At 58.9% G+C, this 25,227-nt stretch carries 26 protein-coding genes; 12 read left to right on the top strand and 14 right to left on the bottom strand.

Going from position 1 to position 25,227, the window contains the following annotated elements:
• Window positions 1-24 precede the first annotated feature (24 nt).
• From ACR0B0_RS10310 to ACR0B0_RS10325, 4 genes are all read left to right on the top strand, one after another.
• On the top strand, window positions 25-351 hold the full coding sequence (locus ACR0B0_RS10310) for a biopolymer transporter ExbD (protein WP_480647642.1): 327 nt from the start codon (window positions 25-27) through the stop codon (window positions 349-351).
• Window positions 348-725, top strand: coding sequence for an ExbD/TolR family protein (locus ACR0B0_RS10315; protein ID WP_170515635.1), 378 nt, complete (start codon window positions 348-350; stop codon window positions 723-725). Before ACR0B0_RS10310 ends, ACR0B0_RS10315 begins: the two co-directional genes overlap by 4 nt.
• Window positions 722-1,867: a TonB family protein gene (locus ACR0B0_RS10320; RefSeq protein ID WP_226689059.1), complete on the top strand. Its 1,146-nt coding sequence runs from the start codon at window positions 722-724 to the stop codon at window positions 1,865-1,867. Before ACR0B0_RS10315 ends, ACR0B0_RS10320 begins: the two co-directional genes overlap by 4 nt.
• Before the next feature lie 374 nt (window positions 1,868-2,241).
• On the top strand, window positions 2,242-3,264 hold the full coding sequence (locus tag ACR0B0_RS10325) for a porin (RefSeq protein ID WP_170360912.1): 1,023 nt from the start codon (window positions 2,242-2,244) through the stop codon (window positions 3,262-3,264).
• A gap of 58 nt (window positions 3,265-3,322) precedes the next feature.
• On the opposite strand, the gene ACR0B0_RS10330 is transcribed toward ACR0B0_RS10325, so the two are convergent.
• Genes ACR0B0_RS10330 through ACR0B0_RS10350 form a run of 5 tightly spaced genes read right to left on the bottom strand, consistent with a single transcriptional unit; the run spans window position 3,323 to window position 7,529 of the window.
• Window positions 3,323-3,865 carry a DUF3833 domain-containing protein gene (locus ACR0B0_RS10330; protein WP_480647645.1) on the bottom strand — a complete coding sequence of 181 codons (543 nt, stop codon included), beginning with the start codon at window positions 3,863-3,865 and terminating at the stop codon, window positions 3,323-3,325.
• Window positions 3,862-4,479, bottom strand: coding sequence for a DUF3833 domain-containing protein (locus tag ACR0B0_RS10335; protein ID WP_480647647.1), 618 nt, complete (start codon window positions 4,477-4,479; stop codon window positions 3,862-3,864). The genes ACR0B0_RS10330 and ACR0B0_RS10335 overlap by 4 nt, the downstream gene beginning before the upstream one ends.
• Complete coding sequence (locus ACR0B0_RS10340) at window positions 4,476-5,699, bottom strand: MFS transporter (RefSeq protein WP_170376714.1); 1,224 nt, start codon at window positions 5,697-5,699, stop codon at window positions 4,476-4,478. Before ACR0B0_RS10340 ends, ACR0B0_RS10335 begins: the two co-directional genes overlap by 4 nt.
• Window positions 5,699-6,244, bottom strand: a complete 546-nt coding sequence (locus tag ACR0B0_RS10345) for a hypothetical protein (RefSeq protein ID WP_170349686.1) — start codon at window positions 6,242-6,244, stop codon at window positions 5,699-5,701. Before ACR0B0_RS10345 ends, ACR0B0_RS10340 begins: the two co-directional genes overlap by 1 nt.
• Window positions 6,195-7,529, bottom strand: a complete 1,335-nt coding sequence (locus ACR0B0_RS10350; protein ID WP_170396702.1) for an NAD(P)/FAD-dependent oxidoreductase — start codon at window positions 7,527-7,529, stop codon at window positions 6,195-6,197. The genes ACR0B0_RS10345 and ACR0B0_RS10350 overlap by 50 nt, the downstream gene beginning before the upstream one ends.
• 167 nt (window positions 7,530-7,696) lie before the next feature.
• On the opposite strand from ACR0B0_RS10350, the gene ACR0B0_RS10355 reads away from it, so the two are divergent.
• Complete coding sequence (locus ACR0B0_RS10355) at window positions 7,697-8,422, top strand: SDR family NAD(P)-dependent oxidoreductase (RefSeq protein WP_480647649.1); 726 nt, start codon at window positions 7,697-7,699, stop codon at window positions 8,420-8,422.
• A 3-nt stretch (window positions 8,423-8,425) separates the two neighbouring features.
• Here the strand turns inward: ACR0B0_RS10355 and ACR0B0_RS10360 are convergent, their stop codons facing one another.
• Window positions 8,426-10,078: a DUF6504 family protein gene (locus tag ACR0B0_RS10360; RefSeq protein ID WP_480647651.1), complete on the bottom strand. Its 1,653-nt coding sequence runs from the start codon at window positions 10,076-10,078 to the stop codon at window positions 8,426-8,428.
• Window positions 10,079-10,139: 61 nt separating this feature from the next.
• Entirely contained in the window at window positions 10,140-10,430 is a 291-nt protein-coding gene (locus tag ACR0B0_RS10365) for an I78 family peptidase inhibitor (protein ID WP_170349690.1), read from the bottom strand.
• A 129-nt stretch (window positions 10,431-10,559) separates the two neighbouring features.
• Between ACR0B0_RS10365 and ACR0B0_RS10370 the strand changes: the two genes are divergently transcribed.
• Both ACR0B0_RS10370 and ACR0B0_RS10375 read left to right on the top strand, forming a co-directional pair.
• The gene (locus tag ACR0B0_RS10370) at window positions 10,560-11,672 is read left to right on the top strand and encodes an S-(hydroxymethyl)glutathione dehydrogenase/class III alcohol dehydrogenase (RefSeq protein ID WP_170349691.1); all 1,113 of its coding nucleotides are present in this window, start codon (window positions 10,560-10,562) and stop codon (window positions 11,670-11,672) included.
• Between the two features lie 94 nt (window positions 11,673-11,766).
• On the top strand, window positions 11,767-12,492 hold the full coding sequence (locus ACR0B0_RS10375; protein ID WP_170349692.1) for an NYN domain-containing protein: 726 nt from the start codon (window positions 11,767-11,769) through the stop codon (window positions 12,490-12,492).
• Between the two features lie 41 nt (window positions 12,493-12,533).
• Here the strand turns inward: ACR0B0_RS10375 and ACR0B0_RS10380 are convergent, their stop codons facing one another.
• The 3 genes from ACR0B0_RS10380 to ACR0B0_RS10390 all read right to left on the bottom strand — a co-directional run bounded on the left by ACR0B0_RS10380 (window position 12,534) and on the right by ACR0B0_RS10390 (window position 16,998).
• On the bottom strand, window positions 12,534-13,472 hold the full coding sequence (locus tag ACR0B0_RS10380) for a DMT family transporter (RefSeq protein WP_480647653.1): 939 nt from the start codon (window positions 13,470-13,472) through the stop codon (window positions 12,534-12,536).
• Between the two features lie 142 nt (window positions 13,473-13,614).
• The gene (locus ACR0B0_RS10385) at window positions 13,615-14,028 is read right to left on the bottom strand and encodes a group III truncated hemoglobin (protein ID WP_480647654.1); all 414 of its coding nucleotides are present in this window, start codon (window positions 14,026-14,028) and stop codon (window positions 13,615-13,617) included.
• Between the two features lie 51 nt (window positions 14,029-14,079).
• The gene (locus ACR0B0_RS10390) at window positions 14,080-16,998 is read right to left on the bottom strand and encodes an error-prone DNA polymerase (RefSeq protein ID WP_480647656.1); all 2,919 of its coding nucleotides are present in this window, start codon (window positions 16,996-16,998) and stop codon (window positions 14,080-14,082) included.
• Between the two features lie 109 nt (window positions 16,999-17,107).
• On the opposite strand from ACR0B0_RS10390, the gene ACR0B0_RS10395 reads away from it, so the two are divergent.
• Window positions 17,108-17,572, top strand: coding sequence for a DUF1203 domain-containing protein (locus ACR0B0_RS10395; RefSeq protein WP_170410922.1), 465 nt, complete (start codon window positions 17,108-17,110; stop codon window positions 17,570-17,572).
• Here ACR0B0_RS10395 and ACR0B0_RS10400 read toward each other — a convergent pair.
• Window positions 17,569-18,561 (bottom strand): ABC transporter ATP-binding protein, encoded by a 993-nt coding sequence (locus tag ACR0B0_RS10400; protein WP_480647798.1) that lies wholly within the window; start codon window positions 18,559-18,561, stop codon window positions 17,569-17,571. The two genes, ACR0B0_RS10395 and ACR0B0_RS10400, sit on opposite strands and share 4 nt — an antisense overlap.
• A gap of 87 nt (window positions 18,562-18,648) precedes the next feature.
• Here ACR0B0_RS10400 and ACR0B0_RS10405 point away from each other — a divergent pair, with 87 nt between their 5' ends.
• The 3 genes from ACR0B0_RS10405 to polA all read left to right on the top strand — a co-directional run bounded on the left by ACR0B0_RS10405 (window position 18,649) and on the right by polA (window position 22,414).
• Complete coding sequence (locus ACR0B0_RS10405; RefSeq protein WP_480647658.1) at window positions 18,649-18,828, top strand: zinc-finger domain-containing protein; 180 nt, start codon at window positions 18,649-18,651, stop codon at window positions 18,826-18,828.
• Window positions 18,829-18,862: 34 nt separating this feature from the next.
• Window positions 18,863-19,525 carry a YrbL family protein gene (locus ACR0B0_RS10410; RefSeq protein ID WP_480647660.1) on the top strand — a complete coding sequence of 221 codons (663 nt, stop codon included), beginning with the start codon at window positions 18,863-18,865 and terminating at the stop codon, window positions 19,523-19,525.
• Between the two features lie 90 nt (window positions 19,526-19,615).
• Entirely contained in the window at window positions 19,616-22,414 is a 2,799-nt protein-coding gene (gene polA, locus ACR0B0_RS10415) for a DNA polymerase I (protein WP_480647662.1), read from the top strand.
• A 58-nt stretch (window positions 22,415-22,472) separates the two neighbouring features.
• Here the strand turns inward: polA and ACR0B0_RS10420 are convergent, their stop codons facing one another.
• Window positions 22,473-22,703 carry a DUF2798 domain-containing protein gene (locus tag ACR0B0_RS10420; protein WP_170349700.1) on the bottom strand — a complete coding sequence of 77 codons (231 nt, stop codon included), beginning with the start codon at window positions 22,701-22,703 and terminating at the stop codon, window positions 22,473-22,475.
• Window positions 22,704-22,765: 62 nt separating this feature from the next.
• Window positions 22,766-23,521 (bottom strand): hydroxypyruvate isomerase family protein, encoded by a 756-nt coding sequence (locus ACR0B0_RS10425; RefSeq protein ID WP_480647664.1) that lies wholly within the window; start codon window positions 23,519-23,521, stop codon window positions 22,766-22,768.
• A gap of 181 nt (window positions 23,522-23,702) precedes the next feature.
• Here ACR0B0_RS10425 and ACR0B0_RS10430 point away from each other — a divergent pair, with 181 nt between their 5' ends.
• Window positions 23,703-24,638, top strand: coding sequence for a DMT family transporter (locus ACR0B0_RS10430; RefSeq protein WP_480647666.1), 936 nt, complete (start codon window positions 23,703-23,705; stop codon window positions 24,636-24,638).
• Here the strand turns inward: ACR0B0_RS10430 and ACR0B0_RS10435 are convergent.
• Window positions 24,635-25,213: a DUF1285 domain-containing protein gene (locus ACR0B0_RS10435; protein WP_480647668.1), complete on the bottom strand. Its 579-nt coding sequence runs from the start codon at window positions 25,211-25,213 to the stop codon at window positions 24,635-24,637. The genes ACR0B0_RS10430 and ACR0B0_RS10435 overlap by 4 nt on opposite strands.
• Between the last annotated feature and the right edge of the window lie 14 nt (window positions 25,214-25,227).

Here is a 25,227-nt window from a genome sequence, read left to right on the forward strand (position 1 = left end):
CCCTTTGTCAGGCGACCACTGGCGATGACACCGCTCATCGACGTGATCTTTCTGTTGCTGCTGTTTTTCATGCTGACCTCGACCTTTTCCAAATATGGCGAGATCGAGCTGAGCGCTGCCACAGCGGGCAACCCGACCGCGGACACACCTCAAGATCGCGCCTTTGTGCAGCTGGGAGAAGAAAGGCTGGTTCTGAACGGTACTCCGGTCACGCTTGCGGACCTGACCACACAGGTGAAGACCGGGCAGGTGCTGGTCAGTTTGGACCCTGACACGACGGCGCAGCGGCTGGTGGACCTGCTGGTTTTGCTGCGCGGGCGCGAGGGCCTCAGCGTTCTGGTGCTGGAATGATCCGTCCTGGCCGCCCCCGCCGCAAACGCGACTCGACCATTGCGCTGATCAATGTCGTGTTCCTGATGCTGATCTTCTTTTTGATCGCGGGAACGGTGGCCACGCCGCTGGACCCTGATCTGAATCTGGTCGACACGTCCGAGTTGGAAGGCCGCGAACCGCCCGACGCATTGGTGTTGCACCGGAACGGAACGCTCAGCTTTCGCGGCGCGCCGATGGACCCCGAAACCTATATGACAGGGCGCGACCCCGGACCGGTACGCATCGTCCCGGATCGCGAGGCGCCGGGCGCTCGGCTGATGGAAGTGACGGCTGAACTGCGGCGATTGGGCGCCGTATCCGTGTTTGTCGTGACCGAAAAGGCGCTAGAATGATCCGGGGGTCGGTGGTCATTGCGGTTCTGGCCGCGCTTCTGTCGCTGCTGCTGCATCTGACGGGGCTAAGCCTGACCGCACCCAGACTGACCGGACAATCAGGTGACACTGATACACCCGACAGGGTTGAACTGGGCAACAGTTTCGAAGATCTGGTTGAAGCCGTCGCTGAACCTGTTGAACCCGAACCGGAGGAAACGCCTGAACCTCCGGTCGAAGACCCGCCCGAACCTGCCGAGATTCCAACCAGCGAAGTGCATGTGGCCTCGGACGATCCCCAACAAACCTTTGCGCCCGATACGGGCACCTCAGAAGTGTTGCAGCCCGTTTCCCCCGAACCGGTCGAGTCAGAAGCCCCCGAACCCCAAGAGACCACGGATGGCGACCAGAGCGCCAGTGACGAGGTGGAAGAAACTCCGGACGTAGAAACTGCCGAGGTTGTCGAAGCCCCAGAAAGCAACCCCGAGGTGACCGAGCCGATTACTGAGGCCGCGGCACCTGAACCGGTTGAGGCCGAGCAGCTTGCCGCGCTGCCGGACCCGTCGGAAGACGTATTGCCATCAGTTGCGCCGGATATCCCCACCGAAAGCGAGGCGGTCGAGCCCGATATTCCCGCAGCCCAAGCCGAATCCGCACCGCAGGCAGAGGAAAGCAGCGAAGGATCAGAGCTGGCCGTGGCCTCTTCGATCCGCCCACAACTGCCGGATCGTCGCCCACAGTCTGAACCGCGGGACGTGTTGCGTAGCGTGCGGGATTTCAGCAACCTTCGGTATCCATCGCGCGAAATTGAATCCCCCCTGACCACATACGCACGCCGGGGTGTCGACAGGTTTACATCGGGCAATAGCGGCAGGCGCTCAGGCGGGCGTGGGCCCGGAAATTCTGACCGGACGAATTATGCCGGAGAGGTTCTGGTTCACCTGAACCGCGCGCCGATCGTCTATACAGCAGCGCGGGGCTTTGCGAGGGTGTTTTTCGTGATCAAGCCGGACGGAACCCTGGATTATGTCGAAGTGGTGGATACCAACGGCACACCGGATCTTGAACGGGCAGCCAAGGCACAGGTGGCAGCGGCCTCACCCTTTCCGAAACCGCCCGGAGGTGTCAGCCGGTCGCTGTCTTTTGTCTATTACGGCAACTGATCTGCCGAAGAGCTTGGCAGGCTGAGCAGGTATATTCGAAAGCGTTGAATTTTACCGATCAGCGTGGCCGTAAGGCGTTGGCATGAGTATCGAAAACACCATTTACGGCTATTGGGTCAGTCTCTTTAAATTAAAGAGGTCGCGGCCTTTTTCTGCGATCAACTTTTTGTAACGGCTTCTGGAAGCTATGCTAATTATCTAAAAATAAACAATAAAAATTAGTTTATCTGATTTCACCTGTGCAAAGTTGCAACGCAAGCCGAGGGCAAGACGTTCGAATGTCCGCGGGCCCTGTTGAGCATGCCCGCGATTTGTTCGACTAGGCGCTCAGCCACACTTTGTAGCCAAACTCCTCTCACTCTCATGGACTTATCATGAAACAACTTCTTTTTGCGTCGACCGCAACAATTGCAACCGCAGGCATCGCAGCGGCCGAATCCGGCATCAACCTCAGCGGTTATGGCCGTTTTGGTATTGGTTACCTTGAGGACCGTCAGAACACGACACTGACCACCACCACAGCCAATGGTACGGTAAACCAATTCACGGCAGATTCTGACGAGGCCATCCTGATCTCACGTTTCCGTCTGAATATTGACGGTTTCACGGAAACTGACGGTGGCGTTCGGTTTGAAGGTCGTGTTCGTCTGCAGGCCGACGAAGACTCCGACACTGGTGAAGCCAACAACGCCGGTCTGAACGGCGCGCGGTTCTCTGTTATCTATGGTGGCTTACGTGTTGACGCCGGCAACGTGGCCGGATCATTCGACAACCTGGATGACTATTTCGGCACCGAGCCCGGCCTGGAAGAGTTTCTGGGTCAGTATTCGGGCGTGAACTACTCGTTCCTCGAGTATGAATCGACCGGTTCGGGCGACAATGCCGTGTTCTTCCAGTACACCGTTGGTGATTTTGCTGTTTCGGCGTCCTACGACCAGAACACCATCTTTGCAAACAATGGCACTGGCGCAACCACGGACCGTGACCGCTGGGACGTAAGTGCGGCTTATACTTTCAACAACATCACCGCCTCGCTGGTTTATGGTGAAACCGATGAAGGTGATGGTGTCGAAAAGGAAAGCCTGACCGTCTTCACTTTAGGTGCCGAATTCAATGACTTCTACGGAACGCTGTTCCTGGCGGACGACGATGTGGCCGATGATGATGAAAACGGCACTGCTTACGGTTTCTCGGTCGCCTATAACCTGGGTGCAGCGACCACGTTGCAGCTGGTCTATGGTGACGGATCGGCCGATAATGACACGCGCAACATCGGTGTGGGCGCCATCTATGATCTGGGTGCGGGCGCTACACTGCGTGGTGCCGTTGGCGAAGTTAAAGACGGTGACGACGACGGCCGGATTCAGGCCGACTTTGGTGTCTGGTTCAACTTCTAAAGTGACCTGTTTGACCTAGATTCAAGGGCGGGCCTTTAGGTTCGCCCTTTTTGGTGGCCTACTGTTTTTCAAAGAACAGGATGACCTCGCCCAGCCGTACGCCATATCGCGAAACATAGGCGCGGTTCAGCAGACGATCATCACTTAGCAGCCACATCCAGTCGTCAAAATTGACCCGCATGGTGCCGTCCTTGACCGGCAGATCGATCTTGTATGTCCAGTTGAAGGTATCACCACGCTCGACCCCGCTGGCAGCGCCCAGAACGCCAGGCGCAGTTCCGGACCAGGTGTCCTGACCGGTTTTGATCAGGGTCCAGATGCGTTGTTCGGTGGCGCCGTCGTCATAGACGAAATCCTCGATCAGGGTCAGGGTTTCACCATCCCAGGTGCCTTGGATATCCACCGTAAATCGGCGGGGGACATTGCCCAGAACATCCTGAAACTGACCATAGGCTACGGTTTTGCCTTCAAAGAACTCCTCAAGGTTCAACTGCCGGTCGGACAGAAAGCTTTTAGGTAGGCGCGGCTTGGCGGAACAGGCGGTCAGCGCGGCAAGCCCCGCGATGGCAAGGGCCGCGATCAGGATGCGGCGGGGCGTCATTGCAAGGTCCTCGTTTCTGCCGCGGTGTCATAGCCATTTGAACCGCTGACATGCGCAGCTTTAGCTTCGGGCGCGGGGCGCATGGTGGCGACCAGTTCAGCGACCTTGATGCCGAATTTGCGCATCTCGGACCGGTTCATGATCACACCGTTCTCGGTCAGGTACATCCAATCGGTGACGTCCAGTGTGTGCCCGCCCGCGTCTTGGGGCAGGATGATCCGATAAGTCAGCTTCACGGTCGATCCCGAAATTGTGCCGTGACCCTCACCGACGATATCTTCTGCCGTCGCGGTAAACGTGTTGCCCGTGCCCAGCGTCAGATGCCATTTGCGGGTCATCTTCTTGCCGTTGGAATAGGTGAAATACTCGGTCAGCGTGCCGGTGTTGCCATTCCATTTCCCCACCATACGGGCGACAAAGCTGTTCGACATCTTCCCATTGGGGCCATAGACCAGCCCTTCGGACAGGATTTCGCCGTTCAGGACTTCTTTCATTTTAAAGGCAGGCCCGGTGCCGCTGTAATCGGCAGGGGATTGCGAGCGAAAGCTTAGGAACCGGCGCTGAGCTGCAACTAGAACAAGGATGGCAAGCAGTAGGATAGCTACGATAGTCATTTGGCTGAGACCTCAGAAGGCAACGTCAGGACCAGCCCGAACGCGCCGAGTTTCAGGATGCAGGGCAGCACGGCATAGGCGAGGGTGAGCGTCCGCAACGCCTCGGCCGAGTTTGCCTGTCCTGGGGTGAACCCGCTGCGTTCCAGCAGCGGCAGAGTGAAAAAGGCAGCGAGCGCGAGGCCCAGCTTGCCAGCGAATGACCAGATGCCAAATGCGGCGGATGCGTTCAGCCCCGCCCGCGTCAGCGCGACTGAGAACATCGCGGGCAGCACCACCATATCCGCCCCCAGTGCCGCGCCCGAGGCCAGGCAGATTGCGGCGAACCCGGTCAGATTACCGGCGGACAACAAAGCTGCGCCAACAAATCCCGCGATCGACAGGGGCATGGCGATGATCAGTGTTCGTTTCGGGCCAATCCGGTTAGCCAGCTTTGCCCAAAGCGGAACGCTGGCCCCGGCGCTGAGGAAGAACAGGATCAGCAGTGGTCCGGCTTTTCCCGGCAATTGCAGGCGATCTTCGACAAAGAACAAAAACAGGGTCGAAGTGATGGCCACTGGCAAGCTGTTGACCAGCGCCAGCAGCAGCAAGCGCAGCGCACCAGCTTGTGCGAGCCCATTGAACGACAGGCCATCGCCAGTAATCGGGGGTCGGCGCCAGATTGGGATCGTCAGGGTCAGGGTGAAGATCGCGATCAGGCCCAGAAACAGGCCAAAGGCGGGATAGCCCTGCGCGCTGGCTCCGAATCCTACGAAGAAGGCTGGGGCGCTGGCTGCAAGGATGACGCCTGTCAACTGCCCGCCTTCGCGCCATGCGGCCAATCTTATCAACTCTTTCGGCTCTGGCTGTATGGCAAGCGTCGCGCTGCGACCGTAAAGCAGGATGGTGCCTAAGCTGTAGGCTGAGAATAGTAGAATTAAAACAGAGACTAATAAGGCAATATTTGTTCCCGGCGGCAGTCCAAACAGCATTGGAAACCCGATCGCCAAACCAATCGCAGCGGTCGCAGCAAACAGCAGTTGCGCGTTTGGCCATCGGTCTATGGCCCAACCAATCAGCGGATCCTGCACCAGATCGATTAACCGGATCACCAGCAGAACGGTGCCGATCACACCCAACCCGATACCAAGATTAACGGCAGCAAATCGCGGCAGATGGATATATAGCGGTATCCCCGCCGCAGCGAGCATCAGCGCATACAGACTGACACGCGGGTACAGCATCATCCGCCCTTCAATTGCCGGGTGAAACTGCCCGATCGGGTGTTGTCGCCCAGAAAAATGGACATAAAGGCGCTTTTGGCGCCGGGATAGGACAGGGTACAGGTCTTTTGGCCGTTTCGCCAAAATCCAACTTTGTTCGGGCCTTCCGAGATTGCAATATAGTTGTCGCCCTTGCTAACCGCCTGAAAACACTTCTGCAACTGGGCCTGCGTCGGGGCAGGGTTTCCTTGTCGAGCCATCTCATCCAACGTCGATTCAACCAGTGCTTTCTGTTTCAGGGATTTGCGATAGGTCAGCTGCAATGCAAAGTCCTGCGTCCAATTGAGCGTGCTGCCTTGCGGCGTATACAGCTTGGCTTCGTAGATCGGCATGCCCAAAAACCGGAAGGTTGCGCTGCCTCTGAGTTGCGCATCAGTCAGCGTCTGGGTGATCGGTGACGCGGCCAACCCGCCCGGGGCCAGCACGATCACAGAAAACAGTGCAGCGCGGCAGGTATCAGAGATCAGCCGAGGCAGGGATGGCCGGGTCTTGTGCAGGAATGCCATTGTCAGCTCCGAGTGTGTGCGGGGTGCCGTTAAGGCGCTCAACAACATGCATCGCGCTGGCAATCCCGTCTTCGTGAAATCCATGCCGGTTGTAAGCCCCGGCAAACCAGGTTCGGTTCTGTCCCTGCATCTCGCGGATTTGCCCCTGAGCTTTCAGGGCCGCTTTGTCGAACACCGGATGGGCAAACTCGACCTTGTCATAGATTTTACCCGCAGGAATTTCCGAAGATGCGTTCAGCGTCACAAACAGCGGATCGCTGTCTGGAATATTCTGCAGTCGGTTCATCCAGTAAGTCACGCCAACATTCCCCGCTTGCGAACGGTAGGTCCAGCTGGACCAGCACGCGCGACGGCGGGGCATCTGGCTTGGGTCGCAATGCAGGATAGCCGTGTTCGGTTGGTAACGAATAGAGCCTAACGCAGCTCTTTCCGCATCTGTTGCGGTCTCGCCCAGAATGGCAAGGGACTGATCGGAATGGGTGGCCAATATGATTTCGTCGAACAGATCAACCTGACCTTGGCTGTGGACAGTCACACCGGCATCGCCGCGTTGAATATGCTCAACCGGGCAGGCCAGACGGATTTCACACCCGCGCTCACGTAACGCGGCATCGATGCGGCGGACATATTCGATGCTGCCGCCCTTGACAGTGTACCATTGATGCTGATTGGCGCGACCACTGGCCAGCAGGGCATGGTTGCGGAAGAATTGTACCAGCGAGCGGGCCGGGAACTGATCCACGAACTCCACCGGAGTGGACCAGATCGCGCCGCACATCGGCATCAGGTAATTGTGGCGGAACCAATGACCCAGACGCAGCTGATCGACCAGCTCTCCGATCGTGGTGTCATCGTCACGTGCGGCTTCGGGGGCTTCTTTGCCAAAGCGCAGGATGTCCGCGATCATCTTATAATAGGCAGGCCGCGCGAGGTTGCGTTTCTGCGCCGTCAGGGTGCGCAGGTTGTTCAGACCGTATTCAATGCGGCCGTTGTCGATGGTGGCACCAAAGCTCATCTCGGATTTGATGACGGGCACGTTCAGCTCATCGAACAGGCGCGTCAGATAGGGGTAGGTGGCATAATTGAAGACGATGAAACCGGTATCGACAGGTTGGTCGCCGTTTTTGCCTGCCATGACGGTTCGGGCATGGCCGCCCAGCCGAGGTTCGGCTTCGAACACGGTCACATCGTTGTTTTTTGACAAATAGTAAGCGGCCGACAGACCTGAGATACCTGCACCTACTACCGCGATTTTCTTGCGTACGCCTCGGGTTTCGTCGAACATGCCATCCTCTTTGTGCGACATTTTACAATAGGATACGCAGGAAATGCCGGGGTGGATCAATCGGATTAGAAGTTTTTCGCAAAAGCACTATGTTGTCACGGCTGGAGTTTTGATCCAGTGCGTCGCTCTGGCCGTAAAATCTTAGACACAACTGTATTGGTCAGGGCATGAGCAGCTTTGAAGGAAAAACCTATTGGATCGTTGGCGCCAGCGAAGGGCTGGGCCGTGCTTTGGCCGAGGCGCTGAGCCGTCAGGGCGCACATCTGATCCTGTCTGCCCGCAATACCGAGCGTCTGACCGAGATTTGTTCTGCCCTGCCAAATGCGCAAGCTGTTCCGTGCGACGTGACAGATCTGGACGCTGTACGTCGTGCCGCGGTCGAGGCCGGAGAGGTGGACGGGTTGGTCTATAACGCCGGAGCTTATGAACCGATGCGCTCTGCCGATTGGAATTCCGAGGCCGTGCTGGCGATGACGGATGTGAATTACACGGGTGCCCTGCGGGTTCTGGGTGAGGTTGTACGCAGGTTCGTACGCAGGGGTCGGGGGGATATCACGCTGATCGGGTCTTTGTCGGGGTATCGGGGTTTGCCCGCGGCGGTGGGGTACGCGGCCAGCAAGGCAGCACTTGTTTCGTTGGCCGAGACCATGCGGTTCGACCTGGCGGGCACAGGGGTAACGGTGCGCATCGTCAATCCGGGCTTTATCAAGACCCGCCTGACCGAGAAGAACACTTTCAAGATGCCGATGCTGATGACGCCCGAGGATGCAGCGGACCGGGTGGTCAAAGCGATGTCACGTCGCCGATTCCGTACTGATTTTCCAGCACCATTTTCCTGGCTGGTGCGTCTGATCGACTATCTGCCTGATTGGCTGGTTTATCGTGGAAAATAGACTCTAACAAAACTGTCCCTGGCAAAACCATCCTGCCGACATGGTACCGCCATGGCCATAAAACAGCCACAGCCGCTCGCCCTGTTCGGTCACCACCACCCAGTAATCGCGCACGCCGCTGCGCCAGTTGGGATCGTCCAGCCACCATTCCGGCGCAATGCGTTCCGGGCCCGTGGCTTGTGCCAGTTGCCAGTCGCGCCCACGCCAGCGAAAGGCGCTGGGCACGTCCGGGGTTTCCGGCGCCATCACCGGTTCGGGTTGCCACATCTGCAAGGGGCGGGGACGCGGAGGGGCAGGCCAGTCATGCGCCGGTTCCGACCAGGCTGCGGCCAGCGTCTGCGCCGTCTTCTCGGGGATATGTGAGGCCGCCGGGTGCCGCCGCGTGATCGCCTCCAGCCCCACGCGTGCGCCCAGCTTACCGATCAGGTCGTCGACGGCGGTGTTGCCCTCAAGCCGATCCCGCACGGCGCGGTGGGCCTCGGCATGACCCGCCATGGTGCGGGCGTGGATAGGCTCGGTCTGGACCGCCACAAGCCGCAGCATGTCGATGCCATAACCTGCATCAATCTTGTCGATTTTCATCTCTAACAAAGGGCGAATGCGGTATTTGTCAAAGGTCGGGCGGGCCAGACCAACCTCGATAATCTCAGCCGCCTGATCGGCGCGATGTGCCTCAAGCCGCAGGGTGCGAACGCCGCGGCCTTTCTCCTCCAGTTTTGCGCAAAGCGTGGGCAGTATCCGATCAATGGCGGCCATGACGTCTTCGATCAGACCGATTGGGTTGGGCAGGGTCATCCGCACCGCAAAGCGATGGGGCGGACGGGCGGGCGAGACCGGTTCGGGCGCGCTGCCCATGGCCTGATCCAACCGCAGCACCAGACCCCGCCCGAACCGCCGCGCCAAACTGGCACGCGGCTGGCCCAACAGATCGCCGATCCGGCGCAGGCCCAGCCGGTTCAACTGCGCCACGGTCTGATCCTCCAACCGCAGCGCCGCGATGGGCAGGGGGCTGAGCGCGCCATAGGATTGTCCCGGCGCTGCAATCCGCGCGCCACCACCCAAGGCCATCACCTGCGGCGCGGCGCCACCTTTGGTCCAGTGCCGCCGTTTGGTGGCGCGGGCACGGGTGGCACGGGCCTCTTGGCTGATGGCGTCGCCGTTGCGGTCGGATGTGGCCTCTTGCCCGGCGTATCGCGCCAACGCCCAGGCCGCGCCCAGCGTGTCGGCGATGCCCATCTGTACGCTCAGGCCCATATCGGCGCAGTCGACCTCAAGTACGCTCAGCAACGCCTCTTCGCCGCCGAACAGATGGGCGCAGCCCGACAGGTCGACAATCAGCCCGTCCGGTGATTCTTCGGCCACCCAGGGGCTGAATTTGCCTGCCCAGCGGCGCAAAGCGGTTAGAAACGCGGTCTCGGCGGGGGTATTGCGAGGGCGCGTCACAAGATTCGCGCACATGGCATGGGCATCGCGCACCGGCTGACCCACGCGCAACCCGGCGGCCTGAGCCTGTGCATTCAGCGAGGTGACAACCTGCATGTTCGCCTGCTCGGCCACCACGGCCAAAGGCCCATCCTGCAGGCCCCGCGCAGCGCGGACCAGCCGTTCAGCCCCCAGACGGGGAAACCAGAGTGAGAGTATTCGTCGTTTGGGCATCGGCAGACATCAAAATGTTCCCATTTTGTTCTTACCGTAGAATCATACCCCGAGTCCACGCCTACCCGCAGGTCAGACGCTGAATGATCCCGGCGTCATTGACGAACACGTTCAACCGGTCGATGCGGTAATCCTGCGTGGCCAAATCATCCGGCCCTAACACACGCGCGCGTTCAGGCAGCTGGCCCTGAATGGTCGAAACCGGTTGACCAATGGAATCGCCAAAGGGTTCACCCTCGCAAAAGGCCAGATCGACCGGTGCGGCTTCGGGTGCAAGGCGGGCGTCTTCCGGTGCGGGTGGCGTTTCGGCACAAGCGGCCAGCAAGATCAAAATCGGAATAAATCGGCGCATTGGCGTTCCTCTTTGCGGCAATGTCGTTTCTGCAATATCAAATCATTAGCCGATCTGTCACCAAAGCGCAGTTGAAAACCCTCTGCGATTGACGCAGGGTCGGGGCAAAGAAGACAGGGAGACAACGATATGCGTACCCGTGCCGCCGTCGCCGTTCAGGCCGGCAAACCCTTGGAAGTGATGGAAGTAAACCTCGAAGGCCCCAAAGCGGGCGAGGTTCTGGTGGAAATCAAGGCCACCGGCATTTGCCACACCGATGAATTCACCCTGTCGGGTGCTGACCCCGAAGGGTTGTTCCCCGCCATTCTGGGCCACGAAGGCGCGGGCGTGGTGGTCGAGGTCGGCCCGGGAGTGACCAGCCTGAAGCCGGGCGATCACGTGATCCCGCTCTACACCCCGGAATGTCGCGAATGCGAATATTGTCTGCACCCCAAGACTAACCTGTGTCAGGCGATCCGCGAAACCCAAGGTAAGGGCCTCATGCCCGATGGCACCTCGCGCTTTTCGACGCTGGATGGCGATCCGATCCTGCACTACATGGGTTGCTCGACCTTCGCTAACCACACGGTCCTGCCCGAGATTGCGCTGGCCAAGGTGCGTGAGGACGCTCCGTTCGACAAGATCTGTTACATCGGCTGCGGCGTGACGACCGGTATTGGCGCGGTGATCAACACCGCCAAGGTCGAGATTGGTAGCCGCGCCATCGTGTTCGGTCTGGGCGGTATCGGCCTGAACGTGATCCAGGGCCTGCGTCTGGCCGGAGCTGACCAGATCGTTGGCGTTGACCTGAACCCGTCCAAGGTGGAAATGGCCACCAAGTTTGGCATGACCGATTTCGTGAACCCCAAAGAGGTCGAGGGCGATCTGGTCTCCTATCTGGTCAACCTGACAAAGGGCGGTGCGGATTATACATTCGACGCCACCGGTAATGTCGGTGTGATGCGTGACGCGCTGGAATCGGCGCATAAGGGCTGGGGAGAATCGATCATTATCGGCGTAGCGCCTGCTGGTGCCGAAATCTCGACCCGCCCCTTCCAGCTGGTCACAGGCCGGTCGTGGCGCGGCACCGCCTTTGGCGGTGCGCGGGGCCGGACCGATGTGCCCAAGATCGTTGATTGGTACATGGACGGGAAGATCGAGATTGACCCGATGATTACCCACACCATGGGTCTGGACGACATCAATCACGGCTTTGACCTGATGCATAAAGGTGAGAGCATCCGGTCGGTGGTTGTTTACTGATAAAACTTGAAAAATCTGAAAGGGTGGGCTTTTGCCCGCCCTTTTTGTCATTACATTCCATGTTACGAATAAAATTTATAGTTGAGGGATTGAGGTGACAACAGGAAGGACAGACCGCCTTGCGGTTCTGATTGATGCGGACAACGTGCCCGCAAAACATGCCGAAGAGATTTTTGAAGAAATAGCTACTTTAGGCGAAGCTGGCCTGAGGCGCATTTACGGTGATTTCTCGAACGGGTCGCCACAAGGTTGGGACGCTAAGTCATTGGCCAAATACGCCATTGTTCCCCACCAACAATTTGCCAATACATCCGGTAAAAACTCCAGCGATATCGCGTTGGTGATTGATGCCATGGACATTCTGCACTCGGAACGGTTTGGTGGGTTTGTTCTGGTGTCGTCTGACAGCGACTTCACCCGACTTGCTAGTCGGATCCGGGAACAGGGATTGGATGTTTTTGGTATTGGAGAACGTAAGGCACCCAAAGCCTTTGTCACAGCGTGCAATAGATTTATTTACGTTGAGAATATCGAAAAAACTGCATCAGTCAGCCAGCCGGCTGAGACTGCGGCCCCCCAAAAAACAAAATATGATCTGAACCATGCCTTCCAGTTGATTCACAATGTGGTTCGGAACACAGATGAGCCAGACGGATGGGTTAGGCTTGGGCTCGTTGGCAGCCAACTCAGCAAAATCTACGCGGATTTCGATTCCCGTACTTACGGTTACAAGAGGTTGAGCGATTTGGTGCGTGCGACCGGAAAATTTGAAGAAAAAGGGGCGAACGGCCACTTTATGATCAGGCATAAGGACAGCTGAAAAAGGCTGTCAGAGATCCCTGAATTTGCGTGTTTTTGCCCTTACTCCCCCGGCCGTGACGCCCCGGTATCTGACCGCGGTGACCGTACCCGCAGAACAGGGGTGTTGGCCGAGGTGGTGTTGGTGCGGCTTTCGCGCCAGACTACATAGACACCGGACGCGATGATGACGCTTGCGCCAACCGCCACCCAGATGTCCGGGCGTTCACCAAAGAAAACCATGCCAAAAATCGTGGCCCAGATGATCTGGCTGTACTGGCTGGGGGCAATAACGCCCGCAGGCGCGGCGCGATAGGCGAGAATGATCAGGTGCTGGGCGATCACCGAGAACACGCCGACCAGCGCCATCATTGCCAGATGCAGCAGCGAGGGCGGCAGATACACGGCGGGTTGGGCAAGGCTCATCGCCACAATGGCCAGCAGCATCGGGTATAAGATCAATACGGCCGAGCGTTCCTCATTCCCGATCTTGCGCACCAGAACGGATGCAAAGGCGCTGCAGAACGCGGCCGTCAGGGCGGCGAGGTGGCCCAATGTGATATCGGTCGCGCCAGGACGCAGGACGATCAGCACGCCGATCAGGCCGATGCCGACAGCGGCCCAGCGTTGGGCGCGGACGACCTCTCCCAAAATCGGAATCGACAGGACGGTGACGATCAGCGGGAAGGAAAACAGCAGCGAGTAGACCTCAGCCAGCGGCAGAACCGAAAAGGAATAGAAAGCACAGACCATGGACGAAACCATCAAGGCCGAGCGAAGCAGTACCAGCCAAGGGTGATGGGGCAGGAAGTTCCCGGTTGTCCGGTCGGTCAGGATTGTCACCGCCATCGGCACGAAGGAAAACAGCGTGGCGAAAAAGATGATCTGCATCACCGAATAGGTCCCGCCCAGCACTTTGATCAGTGCGTCATGGCTCGCAAAAACTGCAAAGCCCGCAAACGCATAGCCAAGACCCCGGAGGGTGGTGTTTTGAGTGCTCATGAGTCTGGCCTCGGGTGATGTGCGGTGTTTAGGACGGCACGGAGTGATCTCGGGCTGTCTATTCGCGCTGCATAAACCCATTTTGCAGAGTCTGATAGCCCCTATTTTACCGCTAACATGTCAAAGCCGGTATGATATCCGATCATCGCAGGATCGGCGGCGCGTCCTTAGGCTGACGGGCAGACTGAACACCCGCTTTCATCCCCACACCGATACGACGCGCCAAGGCGACCCAGGGAATGGCGGTTTCCGGTGGCAGCATCCGGGTGGCGACCTCTTCGAACAGATCTAGCCAATGGGCGAAGAATTCGGGTTTTACATCGGGCCGCTCGATATGAACCCGCTGTGGATTGCCGTCATAGCTACGCTCGAACAGGATGGCGTTGCGCCAGAAGGCGGCAATTTTTTCCTCATGCGCGGGCCAGTCATCGACATGTCGGTTGAATATTGGCCCCAGCACATTGTCTTCCCGGACACGCGCATAGAAAGCGCTGACCTGCGCGTTGATTTGCTCGGGAGTCGCGGGAAATCGCGGAGGCAGGGGTGGTCTGGACATGGGTGATCTCGGGGTTTCGATTCTGTTCGCGGTCAATAGCCGGTTCAGGGGTTACGCTACAGGGGTGGTTTTGTCGCGCTGGTCCGGTGTCAGAATATGCCGCAGCAGGGCCACCGGATGCGCCTTGAGGCTGAGGCGGGTGGCGACGTAATCCTCGACCACCTGTTCGCCCAGTGTCATCTGCGGCAGGTAGGCTTCGGGTTCATCCAGCGCCTCGCCTTCCAGATCCCGCGAGAACAGCGGCAGCGGTTTCGCGGTGGCAATCGCCTTGGCCTGCCACAACGCCTCGCGCCGGGTCAGATCGCAGGCGGCGAAGGCATCGGCTTCGGCCAGTCGTTCGATCACCGACGGTCCAAGGCCCGCACGACGCCAGACATCGTCGACCTGATGGTAGCCGTTGCCGCGCGCGGCGGTCAGCCAGCTGGCGTCTTCCTCGCTAAGGCCTTTGATCTGGCGAAACCCCAGCCGCAGGGCCAACCCGCCATGGCCGTCGGGTTCCATCACATTGTCCCAGAAACTGGCATTGATGCAGACCGGGCGCACCTGAACCCCATGTTCGCGTGCATCCCGCACGATCTGGGCAGGCGCATAGAACCCCATCGGCTGCGAGTTCAGCAGCGCGCAGGCGAAGATGCCCGGGTGATGGCATTTGATCCAGGCCGAGGCATAGACCAGCAGCGCAAAGCTGGCGGCGTGGCTTTCGGGGAAGCCATAGGACCCAAAGCCTTCGATCTGTGAGAAACAGCGCTCGGCGAATTCGTCATCATAGCCGTTGCGCTTCATGCCGCGCAAAAACAGCGCGCGGAATTCGCTGACATTGCCGTGTTTCTTGAAGGTCGCCAGCGAACGGCGCAGGCGGTCGGCCTGTTCGGGTGTGAACCCCGCGCCTACAATGGCGATCTGCATCGCCTGCTCCTGAAAAAGCGGTACGCCCAGCGTCTTTCCCAGCACCTCGCCCAACGCGTCCGAGGGGAAGCTGACCTCCTCTTCTCCGTTGCGGCGGCGGATATAGGGATGGACCATGTCGCCTTGGATGGGGCCGGGGCGGATGATGGCGACCTCGATCACCAGATCATAGAAATTGCGGGGCCGCATCCGGGGCAGAAAGTTCATCTGCGCACGTGATTCTACCTGAAACACGCCGATACTGTCTGCCTTGCACAGCATGTCATAAACCATTGGGTCCTCGGGCGGCAGGGTGGCCAGCGTATAGCTGGTCTGGTGGTGTTGGCCGATCAGGTCAAACGCCTTGCGGATGCAGGTGAGCATTCCGAGGCTGAGGACATCGACCTTGAGGATACCCAGAGAGTCGATGTCGTCCTTATCCCAGCAGATGACCGTGCGGTCCTCCATCGTGGCGTTTTCGATGGGGACCAGCTCGTCCAAACGCCCCTCGGTGATGATGAAACCGCCGACATGTTGTGAAAGGTGGCGGGGAAAGCCGTTGATCTCATAGACCAGCATTAGAGTCTGTTTTAGGCGGCGATCCTCGGGGTCGAGACCGATTTCGCGCATGCGTTCAGCCTCGAGCCCGGCGGCAGAGAAAAAGCCCCAGAGTTGTGAGGATAAGGCTGAAATGGTGTCTTCGGTCAGGCCCATCGCCCGCCCGACCTCACGAATGGCGCGTTTGCCGCGATAGTGGATCACGGTGGCGCAGAGACCCGCACGGTGGCGGCCATAGCGGTCGTAGATGTGCTGGATCACCTCTTCACGCCGTTCATGTTCGAAATCGACGTCGATATCGGGGGGCTCATCGCGGGCCTCGGACACGAAGCGTTCAAAGACCATGGTGCCCATCTCGGGGCTGACTTCGGTGATGCCAAGGCAGAAGCAGACCACCGAGTTGGCCGCCGAGCCCCGCCCCTGGCACAGGATACCGCGTGAGCGGGCGAAATGGACGATGTCGCGCACGGTCAGGAAGTAGGGTTCGTATTTCAGCTTGCCGATCAGGGTCAGTTCATGCGCCAGCATCTTTTGCGCCTTTTCCGACGCGCCCGCCGGATAGCGCCATTTTAAACCCTCATGCGCCAGGCGGTGCAGGCGTTGAGTCGGGGTTTCCTGTTCGCTACCTTCGCTGGGATATTCATAGCGCAGCTCGTCCAGAGAAAAGGTTAGTTGTTCGCTGAGTTGATGGGCGCGGGTGACCGCGCCTTCGTGGCCTTTGAATATCCGCAGCATCTCGGCCTCAGACCGCAGGCGCTGTTCCCCGTTGGCCAGCGCTTCGCGACCGAGCTCATCGACTTTGCGGCGTAGGCGGATGGCGGTCACCACATCGGCCAGCTTGCGACGGGTGCCGTGATGCATCAGCGGTGTGCCACTGGCTAGGGTGGGAATGCCGAGTTGCTTTGATTCAGTCTCTAATAAAGAGAAATAGACAGTATCTGCACCATCATACCGGGGATGCATCAGCAGATGCATCCGCCCGGCAAAGCGGCGCGTTAGCTGTTGCGCCTGTGTCCGCCATCCGTTCGCGCCGCCCGGAGACGGTGTCGCCTGTGGCCAGAGCAGCAGGTGGAGACCGTCGGAGAATTCCAACAGGTCGGACAGCTGTAGAATGCAGTCGCCCTTTTCGGCGCGCAGGCGGCCTTTGGACAGGATACGGCACAGGTTGGCCCAGCCCTGCCGGTTCAGGGGTAGGGCGGTGACGGTGGGCGCGTCGGTAAAGATCAGCCGCGCCGCTGGGATCAGGCGCGGCACCGCGTGGATGGGGTAAGAGAGCGGTTTGGGGATGTGATCGGGGCAAGGTGGGCCGATAGAGGTGTTCTGCGCTTCCCACTCCAGCCGTTCACGTACCTTGCGGGCGATTTCGCGCGCTTGGGTATGGGCACGGACGATTCCGGCGACCGAATTGTCATCGGCAATCGCGATGGCCGGTAGGCCAAGGGTGACGGCACGCTCCATATATTCCTCGGGATGTGAAGCCCCGGTGAGAAAGGTAAAATTCGACGTGATCGACAGTTCGGCATACATGGCGATTCCATATTATATTCACGTTTTGTTCTTTTTCGAGTCCTTTGCGCAGGAAACGGGTCGATTGGGATTTTCCGGGTGGGCATGATTGGGCAAAAGGAGACGCAAAATGTTCAAGATCACCGCATTGGCAACCGACGAAGTGCGCGCCCTTCAGGCTGGTCACCCGGATGCTTATGGCGCCACGCCAGAGCGCGCGACATCCACAGGCACAGGCAATCCATGCCGCCATTGCCTGCAGAATATTCCTGAGGGCGAAGAGATGTTGATATTGGCGCACCGGCCTTTTCTAGAGACACATCCTTACGCGGAAACGGGTCCGATATTTCTATGCGCTGCACAGTGTGAGCGGTACGAGGGGAAAGGGCTGCCTGAAATTCTGACCACGTCACCCGACTATCTGATCAAGGGCTACGGAACCGATGACCGGATCGTCTATGGCACCGGAGCGATCACAGCCACAGACCAGATTGCCACTGCGGTCAGGGATATCTTTGCCCGCCCCGATGTGAGCTATATCCACGTCCGATCCGCGCGAAACAATTGCTACCAGGCCCGAATCGACCGGGTCTAAAGCTTGACCCGGTGCATGCCCCGGCGCGGCTGATCCTGATCGTCCGCCGGGGTTTCATTCGCGCGGGATGAGGTGAGGGCGAGGAAGACATCCTCGAGATCCGCTTCTTCGGTACGAACATCGCGGATGCGAATGCCGGCAGAGCGTACGGATTCCAGAACCTGTTCGGCGCTGGTCTGGGCGCTGCGATAGCTCAATACCAGGGTGCCATCGTCTCGCAAAGCGGCTTCGACGCCTTCAGTTGTGGGAAGATTCACAATCGGGCTGTCCGGAGCAATCACCATGGTGCGGCTGTCCACCCGGCCCAGCAGGTTGGCGGTGCTGTCCTGCGCGATCATTTCGCCGTGGTTGATGATGGCGATCTCGTCGCACATTTCCTGTGCTTCTTCCAGATAATGCGTGGTCAGGATGATGGTCATGCCCTGTTCATTCAGATTGCGCACATTGGCCCACAGCATCTGACGCAGTTCGATATCCACGCCCGCCGTCGGTTCATCCAGCACAAGGATCTTAGGATGATGCACCAGCGCCTTGGCCAACAGCAGCCGCCGCCGCATCCCGCCCGAGAGGGTTCGCGCATAGGCCTCGGCCTTGTCGCTGAGGCCAACAAGCTCCAGAATCTCATCGCTGCGGCGCTGTGCTTTGGGCACGCCGTAAAGGCCAGCCTGTACCTCAAGCGCACCGCGCGGGGTGAAGAACGGGTCGAGGTTCAGTTCCTGCGGCATCACGCCAATGGCAGCACGGGACTGGCGAGGGCTCTGGTCCTGATCGTAGCCCCAGATCGACACATGGCCCGAGGTTTTCACCACCAGCCCGGCCAGGATGTTGATCAGGGTCGATTTTCCGGCCCCGTTCGGCCCCAGCAGGCCAAAGACTGACCCTCGTGGAACGGTCAGGTCGATGCCTTTCAATGCGCTCTTCTCGGGCTGGCCCTTGCCGCCACGATAGGTTTTGCGCAGCCCTTCGATCCTGATTGCCGCATCGGCCATGTGACCCTTGCCCCCGGTTTGCTCATCGCTCATAAACGCACCTAATGCATGCCCGCGAGGCCGACAACCGAAGAAGGATCGCCAGCCGTGACAATCGAAGCGCCGGAAACCAAGATCGTCGAAACCGCCCGTGTCGCCTGTGACGGCGGGGAAGGCGCATTGGGCCATCCGCGCGTCTGGCTGCAAATCCCCGGGGATATCGGTTGGGTCGAGTGTCCGTACTGTGATTGCAAATTTGTGCTGTCCGGCAGCCAGGCACAAAGCTGACAGAGTGGCAGGTGCCGCGCGAAACGGAGGCCGGATGCCATATGCAGTGCAGCTTTTGCGGCTATCGGATCAGGAGCCACTGGCAAAAGGCGGCCACAGAAATGTGTATGCCTACCCGGATCAGCCCGCGCTTTTGATCAAGGTGACACGGCCCCGTACACGCCGGAACCGCTCGTTCTCTAAACGGTTGGTGCGGCGGATATTGCCGGACACCGCCTTTCGCAACGCCTTGAAAGAGATCGAATGTGAGATGAAAGCCGCGCTGAAAAGCGGTGAGGAAATCGCGCAGCTGCCATTGGCACGGTCGTTCGGCGTTGTGCAGACAGATGTCGGGCCGGGGGTTGTGGTTGAACGGATTCAATCCAGCGATGGCCAGCTTGCGAACCATCTTTTGTCGATGTGCCGACAGCAGGGGCTGAGCGATCAGATGCTGGGTGACCTCAACCGTTTTGTGGAAAAGTTGTTCGAACTGCAGATTGTGGGCCGTGACATCCACGCGGAAAACATCGTCTACGGGTTGCGCGGTCAGACCCGGATGTTTCTTCTGATCGATGGGTATGGTGAGCGTAACCTTGTTCCCTTGCGGTCACTGAGTCGTCGTTTGAATGATCGGTCCCTAAACAAGCAGATGCAGCAAATCGCAGATCGTACAGGGCTGGTCTGGGATAAGGCGCGCAGGGTATTCATCCTCGGCTAAGCAAGCGGATCCGCAGTTTGTTTGTCTTCTGCGCTGGTCACCTGCACGGCCCTGTGGCAGAACCGTTCCCAACCAGAACGGAGCGCGTACATGAGCAATTTCGGAAAAGGATGTCACCTGCATCTGATCGACGGATCAGCTTTTATTTTTCGGGCCTATCACGCGCTGCCCCCACTGACGCGGAAATCCGACGGGTTGCCGATTGGCGCTGTGTCTGGGTTCTGCAACATGCTGCAGAAATATGTCGAAGGAAACGCCGGGCCGGACGCGCCGACCCATGTGGCCGTGATTTTCGACAAGGGATCGCACACCTTCCGCAATGACCTGTATGACCAGTACAAGGCCAACCGCGAGGCGATGCCCGAAGATCTGCGCCCGCAGATGCCGCTGACGCGCGAGGCGACGCAGGCGTTCAACATCGCTTGCAAAGAGTTGGAGGGCTATGAAGCCGACGACATCATCGCGACCCTCGCCGTGCAGGCGCGCGATGCCGGCGGACGGGTGACAATCGTTAGCTCGGACAAGGATCTGATGCAGTTGGTCGGCGGCGGCGTGGAAATGCTGGACGCGATGAAGAACAAGCGCATCGACCGCGATGGGGTGTTCGAAAAGTTCGGTGTTGGGCCGGAACGGGTGGTCGACGTACAGGCGCTGGCAGGTGACAGCGTCGATAACGTGCCGGGCGCGCCTGGGATCGGGATCAAGACGGCGGCGCTGCTGATTAATGAATATGGTGATCTGGAAACCCTGTTGGACCGCGCCGAAGAGATCAAACAGCCCAAACGCCGCCAGACGCTGATCGAAAAGCGCGATCAGATCGAGCTGTCGAAAAAGTTGGTGCAGTTGGACGAACAGACGCCGCTGGATTTCACCCTTGATGATCTTGAGGTGAAAGACCCCGAACCGGACACTTTGCTGGGCTTTTTGGCCGAGATGGAGTTTCGCACCCTGACCAAGCGCATCGCCGACAAGTTGGGGGCCGAGGCCCCGGTAATCGCTGATGCGCCCGCACCTGCGGCCGAAGAGGCCGAGGCTGAGGCCGTCCCCTTTGATGCGTCGAAATACGAATGCGTACGCGATGCCGGGGCGCTGCAAAAGTGGATTGATCAGGCATATGAGCGTGGCTGGATCGCGGTCGATACCGAAACCACCGGGCTGAATGAAATGATCGCTGAGCTTGTTGGTATCTCACTGAGTGTTGAGGCGGGTGAAGCTTGCTATGTGCCGCTGATTCATCGCGAAAGTGCAACGGATGATCTGTTCGGATCGGATGCGCTGGCCGATGGGCAAATGCCGTTGGATGAGGCTCTGACCCTGCTGAAACCGATGTTTGAGGATCCATCGATCCTGAAAATCGGCCAGAACATGAAATACGATGCCAAGATATTCAAACGGTATGGCGTCGACGTGGCCCCGATCGATGACACCATGCTGATGTCCTATGCGATGCATGGGGGCGAGCACGGACATGGTATGGATACCCTGTCCGAACGGTATCTGAGCCACACGCCGATCCCGATCAAACCATTGCTGGGCTCGGGCAAGTCGGCGATCACCTTCGACAAGGTTCCGATTGATGAAGCTACGGCTTACGCTGCCGAGGATGCGGATATCACTCTGCGCCTGTGGAAACTGTTCAAGCCGCAACTGCATCAGGTGCAGGTGACCACAGTATATGAGACGCTCGAACGCCCTCTGGTGCCGGTTTTGGCAGAGATGGAGTTGCACGGCATTAAGGTCGACCGCGACGTCCTGAGCCGCATGTCGAACGCGTTTGCACAGAAAATGGCGGGATTAGAGGCTGAAATCCATGAGCTGGCGGGAGAGAACTTCAATGTCGGCTCACCCGCGCAGCTGGGTGAGATCCTGTTCGACAAGATGGGTCTGGAAGGCGGCAAAAAGGGCAAGACCGGTAAATATTCGACCGGGGCGGATATCTTGGAAGATCTGGCAACCGAGCATGAGTTGCCGCGCCGGGTGTTGGATTGGCGGCAGCTGTCCAAACTGAAATCGACCTACACCGACGCGCTGCAGACCCATATCAATCCGGATACGGGCCGGGTGCATACTTCTTATTCGATCACTGGGGCGAACACGGGGCGTTTGGCCTCGACCGATCCCAACCTGCAAAACATCCCGGTGCGCACGGAAGAAGGGCGGCGCATACGCGAGGCGTTCATTGCCGAGCCGGGCAATGTGCTGGTCAGTCTCGACTATAGCCAGATCGAATTGCGGATTCTGGCGCATATCGCCGATATTTCGGCTCTGAAACAAGCGTTTTCAGATGGTTTGGACATTCACGCTATGACCGCGTCCGAGATGTTTGATGTGCCGCTGGACGAGATGACGCCGGATATCCGCCGTCAGGCCAAGGCGATCAACTTTGGTGTGATCTATGGCATCTCGGGTTTTGGACTGGCGCGCAACCTGCGCATCCCACGAGCCGAGGCGCAGGGTTTCATCGACCGTTATTTCGAGCGGTTCCCCGGTATTCGCCGCTACATGGACGACACCGTCGCCTTTGCCAAAGAGCATGGTTACGTGCAGACGCTGTTTGGGCGCAAAATCCATACGCCCGAAATCAATGCCAAGGGCCCACATGCTGGGTTCTCGCGCCGGGCGGCAATCAATGCGCCGATCCAAGGTACAGCAGCAGATGTGATCCGCCGTGCAATGGTGCGAATGCCTGATGCGATCAATGGGTTACCCGCAAAGATGCTGTTGCAGGTGCATGACGAATTGCTGTTCGAAGTGGCTGAGGACGCGGTGGATCAGGTGATCGACGTGGCGCGCGACGTGATGGAAGGCGCCTCGGATCCGGCGGTAAAGTTGGACGTGAAGCTGAGCGTGGACGCGGGGCAAGGGGCCAACTGGGCCGAGGCGCACTAGCTGCTAAAAACAAGGGCAGCGCAGTTCATCAGGCCCGGCGGGCCCTCTTCACAGCGGGTCAGTCCTGTGGCCTGACCAGGCGGTTGACCAACCGTTGCACGGATGGGCCAAGCAGCAGGATGACGGTGAAGGCGATGGGCCAGCAAAAGGCCCAGGACGCTATCCAGTCGCTGACGGTGTTGGGGCCAAACCCGATGGCTTTTACCGTCGCGATCCCGGTCACCAGGCAGGACATGAGGCCCGACATGATCAGGCTGAACAAGGCGCGGGAAAAGCGGGCGGGGATCATTGCGGGCATCCTGATGGTCTTGTTTCCCCTGATGTGCTGTATTTTCCGTCAAAACGCCAGAGCTAGCCCCGCATCCAGTCAAGGCTGTCCGTTGTTCGTGACGTGGAGGCAATATATTCGGCGCTGACCCAGCCGGAATAACCCGTTGCGTCCATCGCTGCGAACAGACGTTGGAAATCTGTCGGTCCGCGCCCCGGTTCACAGCGGTCGGGGGCGGCGCCGATCTGGGCGTGAACGATCCGCGGGTGAAAGCGATTCCAGACAGTTTCCGCGTCATCGTGGATCATATGAGCATGAAAGCTGTCATATTGCAGGCCGACATTGGGGCGGTTCACACGGTCCAGCACCTGCATTGCCAGATCGTAATCGTTCAGAAAGTACCCGGGCTGGGAAACCGGATTCAGCGGTTCGATCGTGAACTGCTGTTGCGGGGCAAAATCGGCGGCCCATTGCAGGTTGCGCACGAAACAGTCCTGCGCGTCCGAACCCGCGGCATAACCCGACATGATGTGGATCAGCCCTGGTCGTAGGATCTCGGCATAGCGCAAGACACGGCGGATATCGGATTGAAACCGCGCCTCGCCGCCCGGAACTGCGGCATAGCCGGGCTCACCCCCGGTGTAATTGGGCGGCGGCGCGTTGATCAGAACAAGTTCCAGTCCATTTGCCAGCAGCGCGCGGCGCGTTTCCTTTGCAGCCGGTTCATAAGGAAACAGAATTTCGACCGCTTTGAACCCGGCGTCGGCCGCCGCCTGGAAACGCTCCAGATACGGAAGCTCAGCAAAGAGCAGTGAGATATTGGCGGCAAATTTGGGCATGGGCGGTCTCGGGCAACTGTTGGCCGGACCTTAGCGGGACGGCGATTTTTGGGGAAGGGGATCAAAAACGACAGATTGTCGAAAATCGGCCAGATCGCCTGGATCAAATTAGAGACTTTTGGGGCAACGCGGCGAATCATTTTTGCGCGCCGTGCCAACAGAAGGTTTGAACACGATGGCAATGAGCCCTGACCCCGTGCGCGGGAACGCCCTTACTGTGTCTGGCGGACGGACATCCGCGGTGTCTGGCAATGGTCTGGCGGTTGCATCCATGCTGACTTGGGCGGCGGGATTTCCGGCCGCCGAGGTGCTGTTGCAAAGCTGGCCTCCGGTGGCCCTGTTTGCAGCACGATTGGTATTGGCGGTGGCGTTTCTGGTTCCGGTCTGGTTGCTGATTGACGGTGCGTCACGCGTATTGCGCGCCCGTTGGGGACATGCGTTGTTTGTTGGCGGCACGCTGGGCGCTGGCATGTTCCTGATCATTGTGGCGCAAAAACTGACTGACCCGGTAACAGTGGCCATCATCGCCTCTTGCGCGCCTTTGTTCGCGACGCTGTTGGAGCTGGCGACCGGTACACGGCGGTTGCGGTGGAATTTTGCGGTTGGTCTGGTCGTGTCGATCGTCGGCGGACTGATCGCCACCAGTGCGGTGGCTCCGGCGCAGCTGGGGTTGGGTGCGGGCTGTGCCATCCTGTCAACCGGGCTGTTTTGTTGGGCCAGCATGGCGACAGCGCGGGATTTCCCCGACCTCAGCCAGACCGGGCGCAGCACGATTACCTTGGTTGGGGGGCTGATCGTGGCTGCATTCCTGTTCTTTGCGGCAGGTCAGGCTGGCATGGATATCCTGCCCTCGGCACCGATTGATGTGCAGCAGATGGGGATGCTGGTCATCTATGCGCTGGTTTCGCTGGGGCTGAGTCAGGTGCTGTTCATCGCGTCGGTGGGCAAGCTGGGCGTGGCGTTGGCCTCGTTTCATATCAACATCGCGCCCTTCTATGTGATGCTGATCATGCTGGTATTGGGCGAAGAGTGGAATTGGACCCGCGCGCTGGGCGCGAGCATCGTCGCTGTCGCTGTGGTTCTGGCGCAGGATCGCCGGGTCCCGCGACGGGCTTAATCCGGCAGGTCCTCGGACGGAATCAAAGGAAAAAACCGCCCCCCCGACCGAACGCCGAACCAGCCATCCTGATGCTGGGCAAGGTCCACAAGGCGGTAAAAGCTTTTACGATCAATCCGCGCCTCAAGGTTTGTGCGCACCAATACATAGGGCGACGGCTCTTCTGTTTCCTTGTCGATGACAATGCGGATGGGATGATCCGGCCCCGCCACAGCGCGGTCACCGACATGCGTGCTAAAAGTCACGCTTTGCCCGTCACCTTCCCCTTCGATATCGAAATCGACGGCCACAAAGGGCGCATCCTCGACGGTGATTCCAACTTTTTCCACCGGGGTTACCAGGTAATACTTCCCGTCTTCTTTCTTAAGAATTGAGGAAAAAAGCTTCACAAGCTCGAACCGGTTGATGGGCGACCCTAAATAACTCCAGGTGCCATCTTTTGCGATCTTGATGTCCAGATCGCCGGAAAACGGAGGATTCCACAGGTGAACAGGCGGCAAACCCTTGGATTTGGTTGCTTTGACTGATGCTGCCAGACCATCAGGTGAAGGGGTCACAGGTTTTTGTCCGCTCATTGCTTTTGCCATTT

The sequence above is a fragment of the Ruegeria sp. BA12 genome, assembly GCF_056539625.1.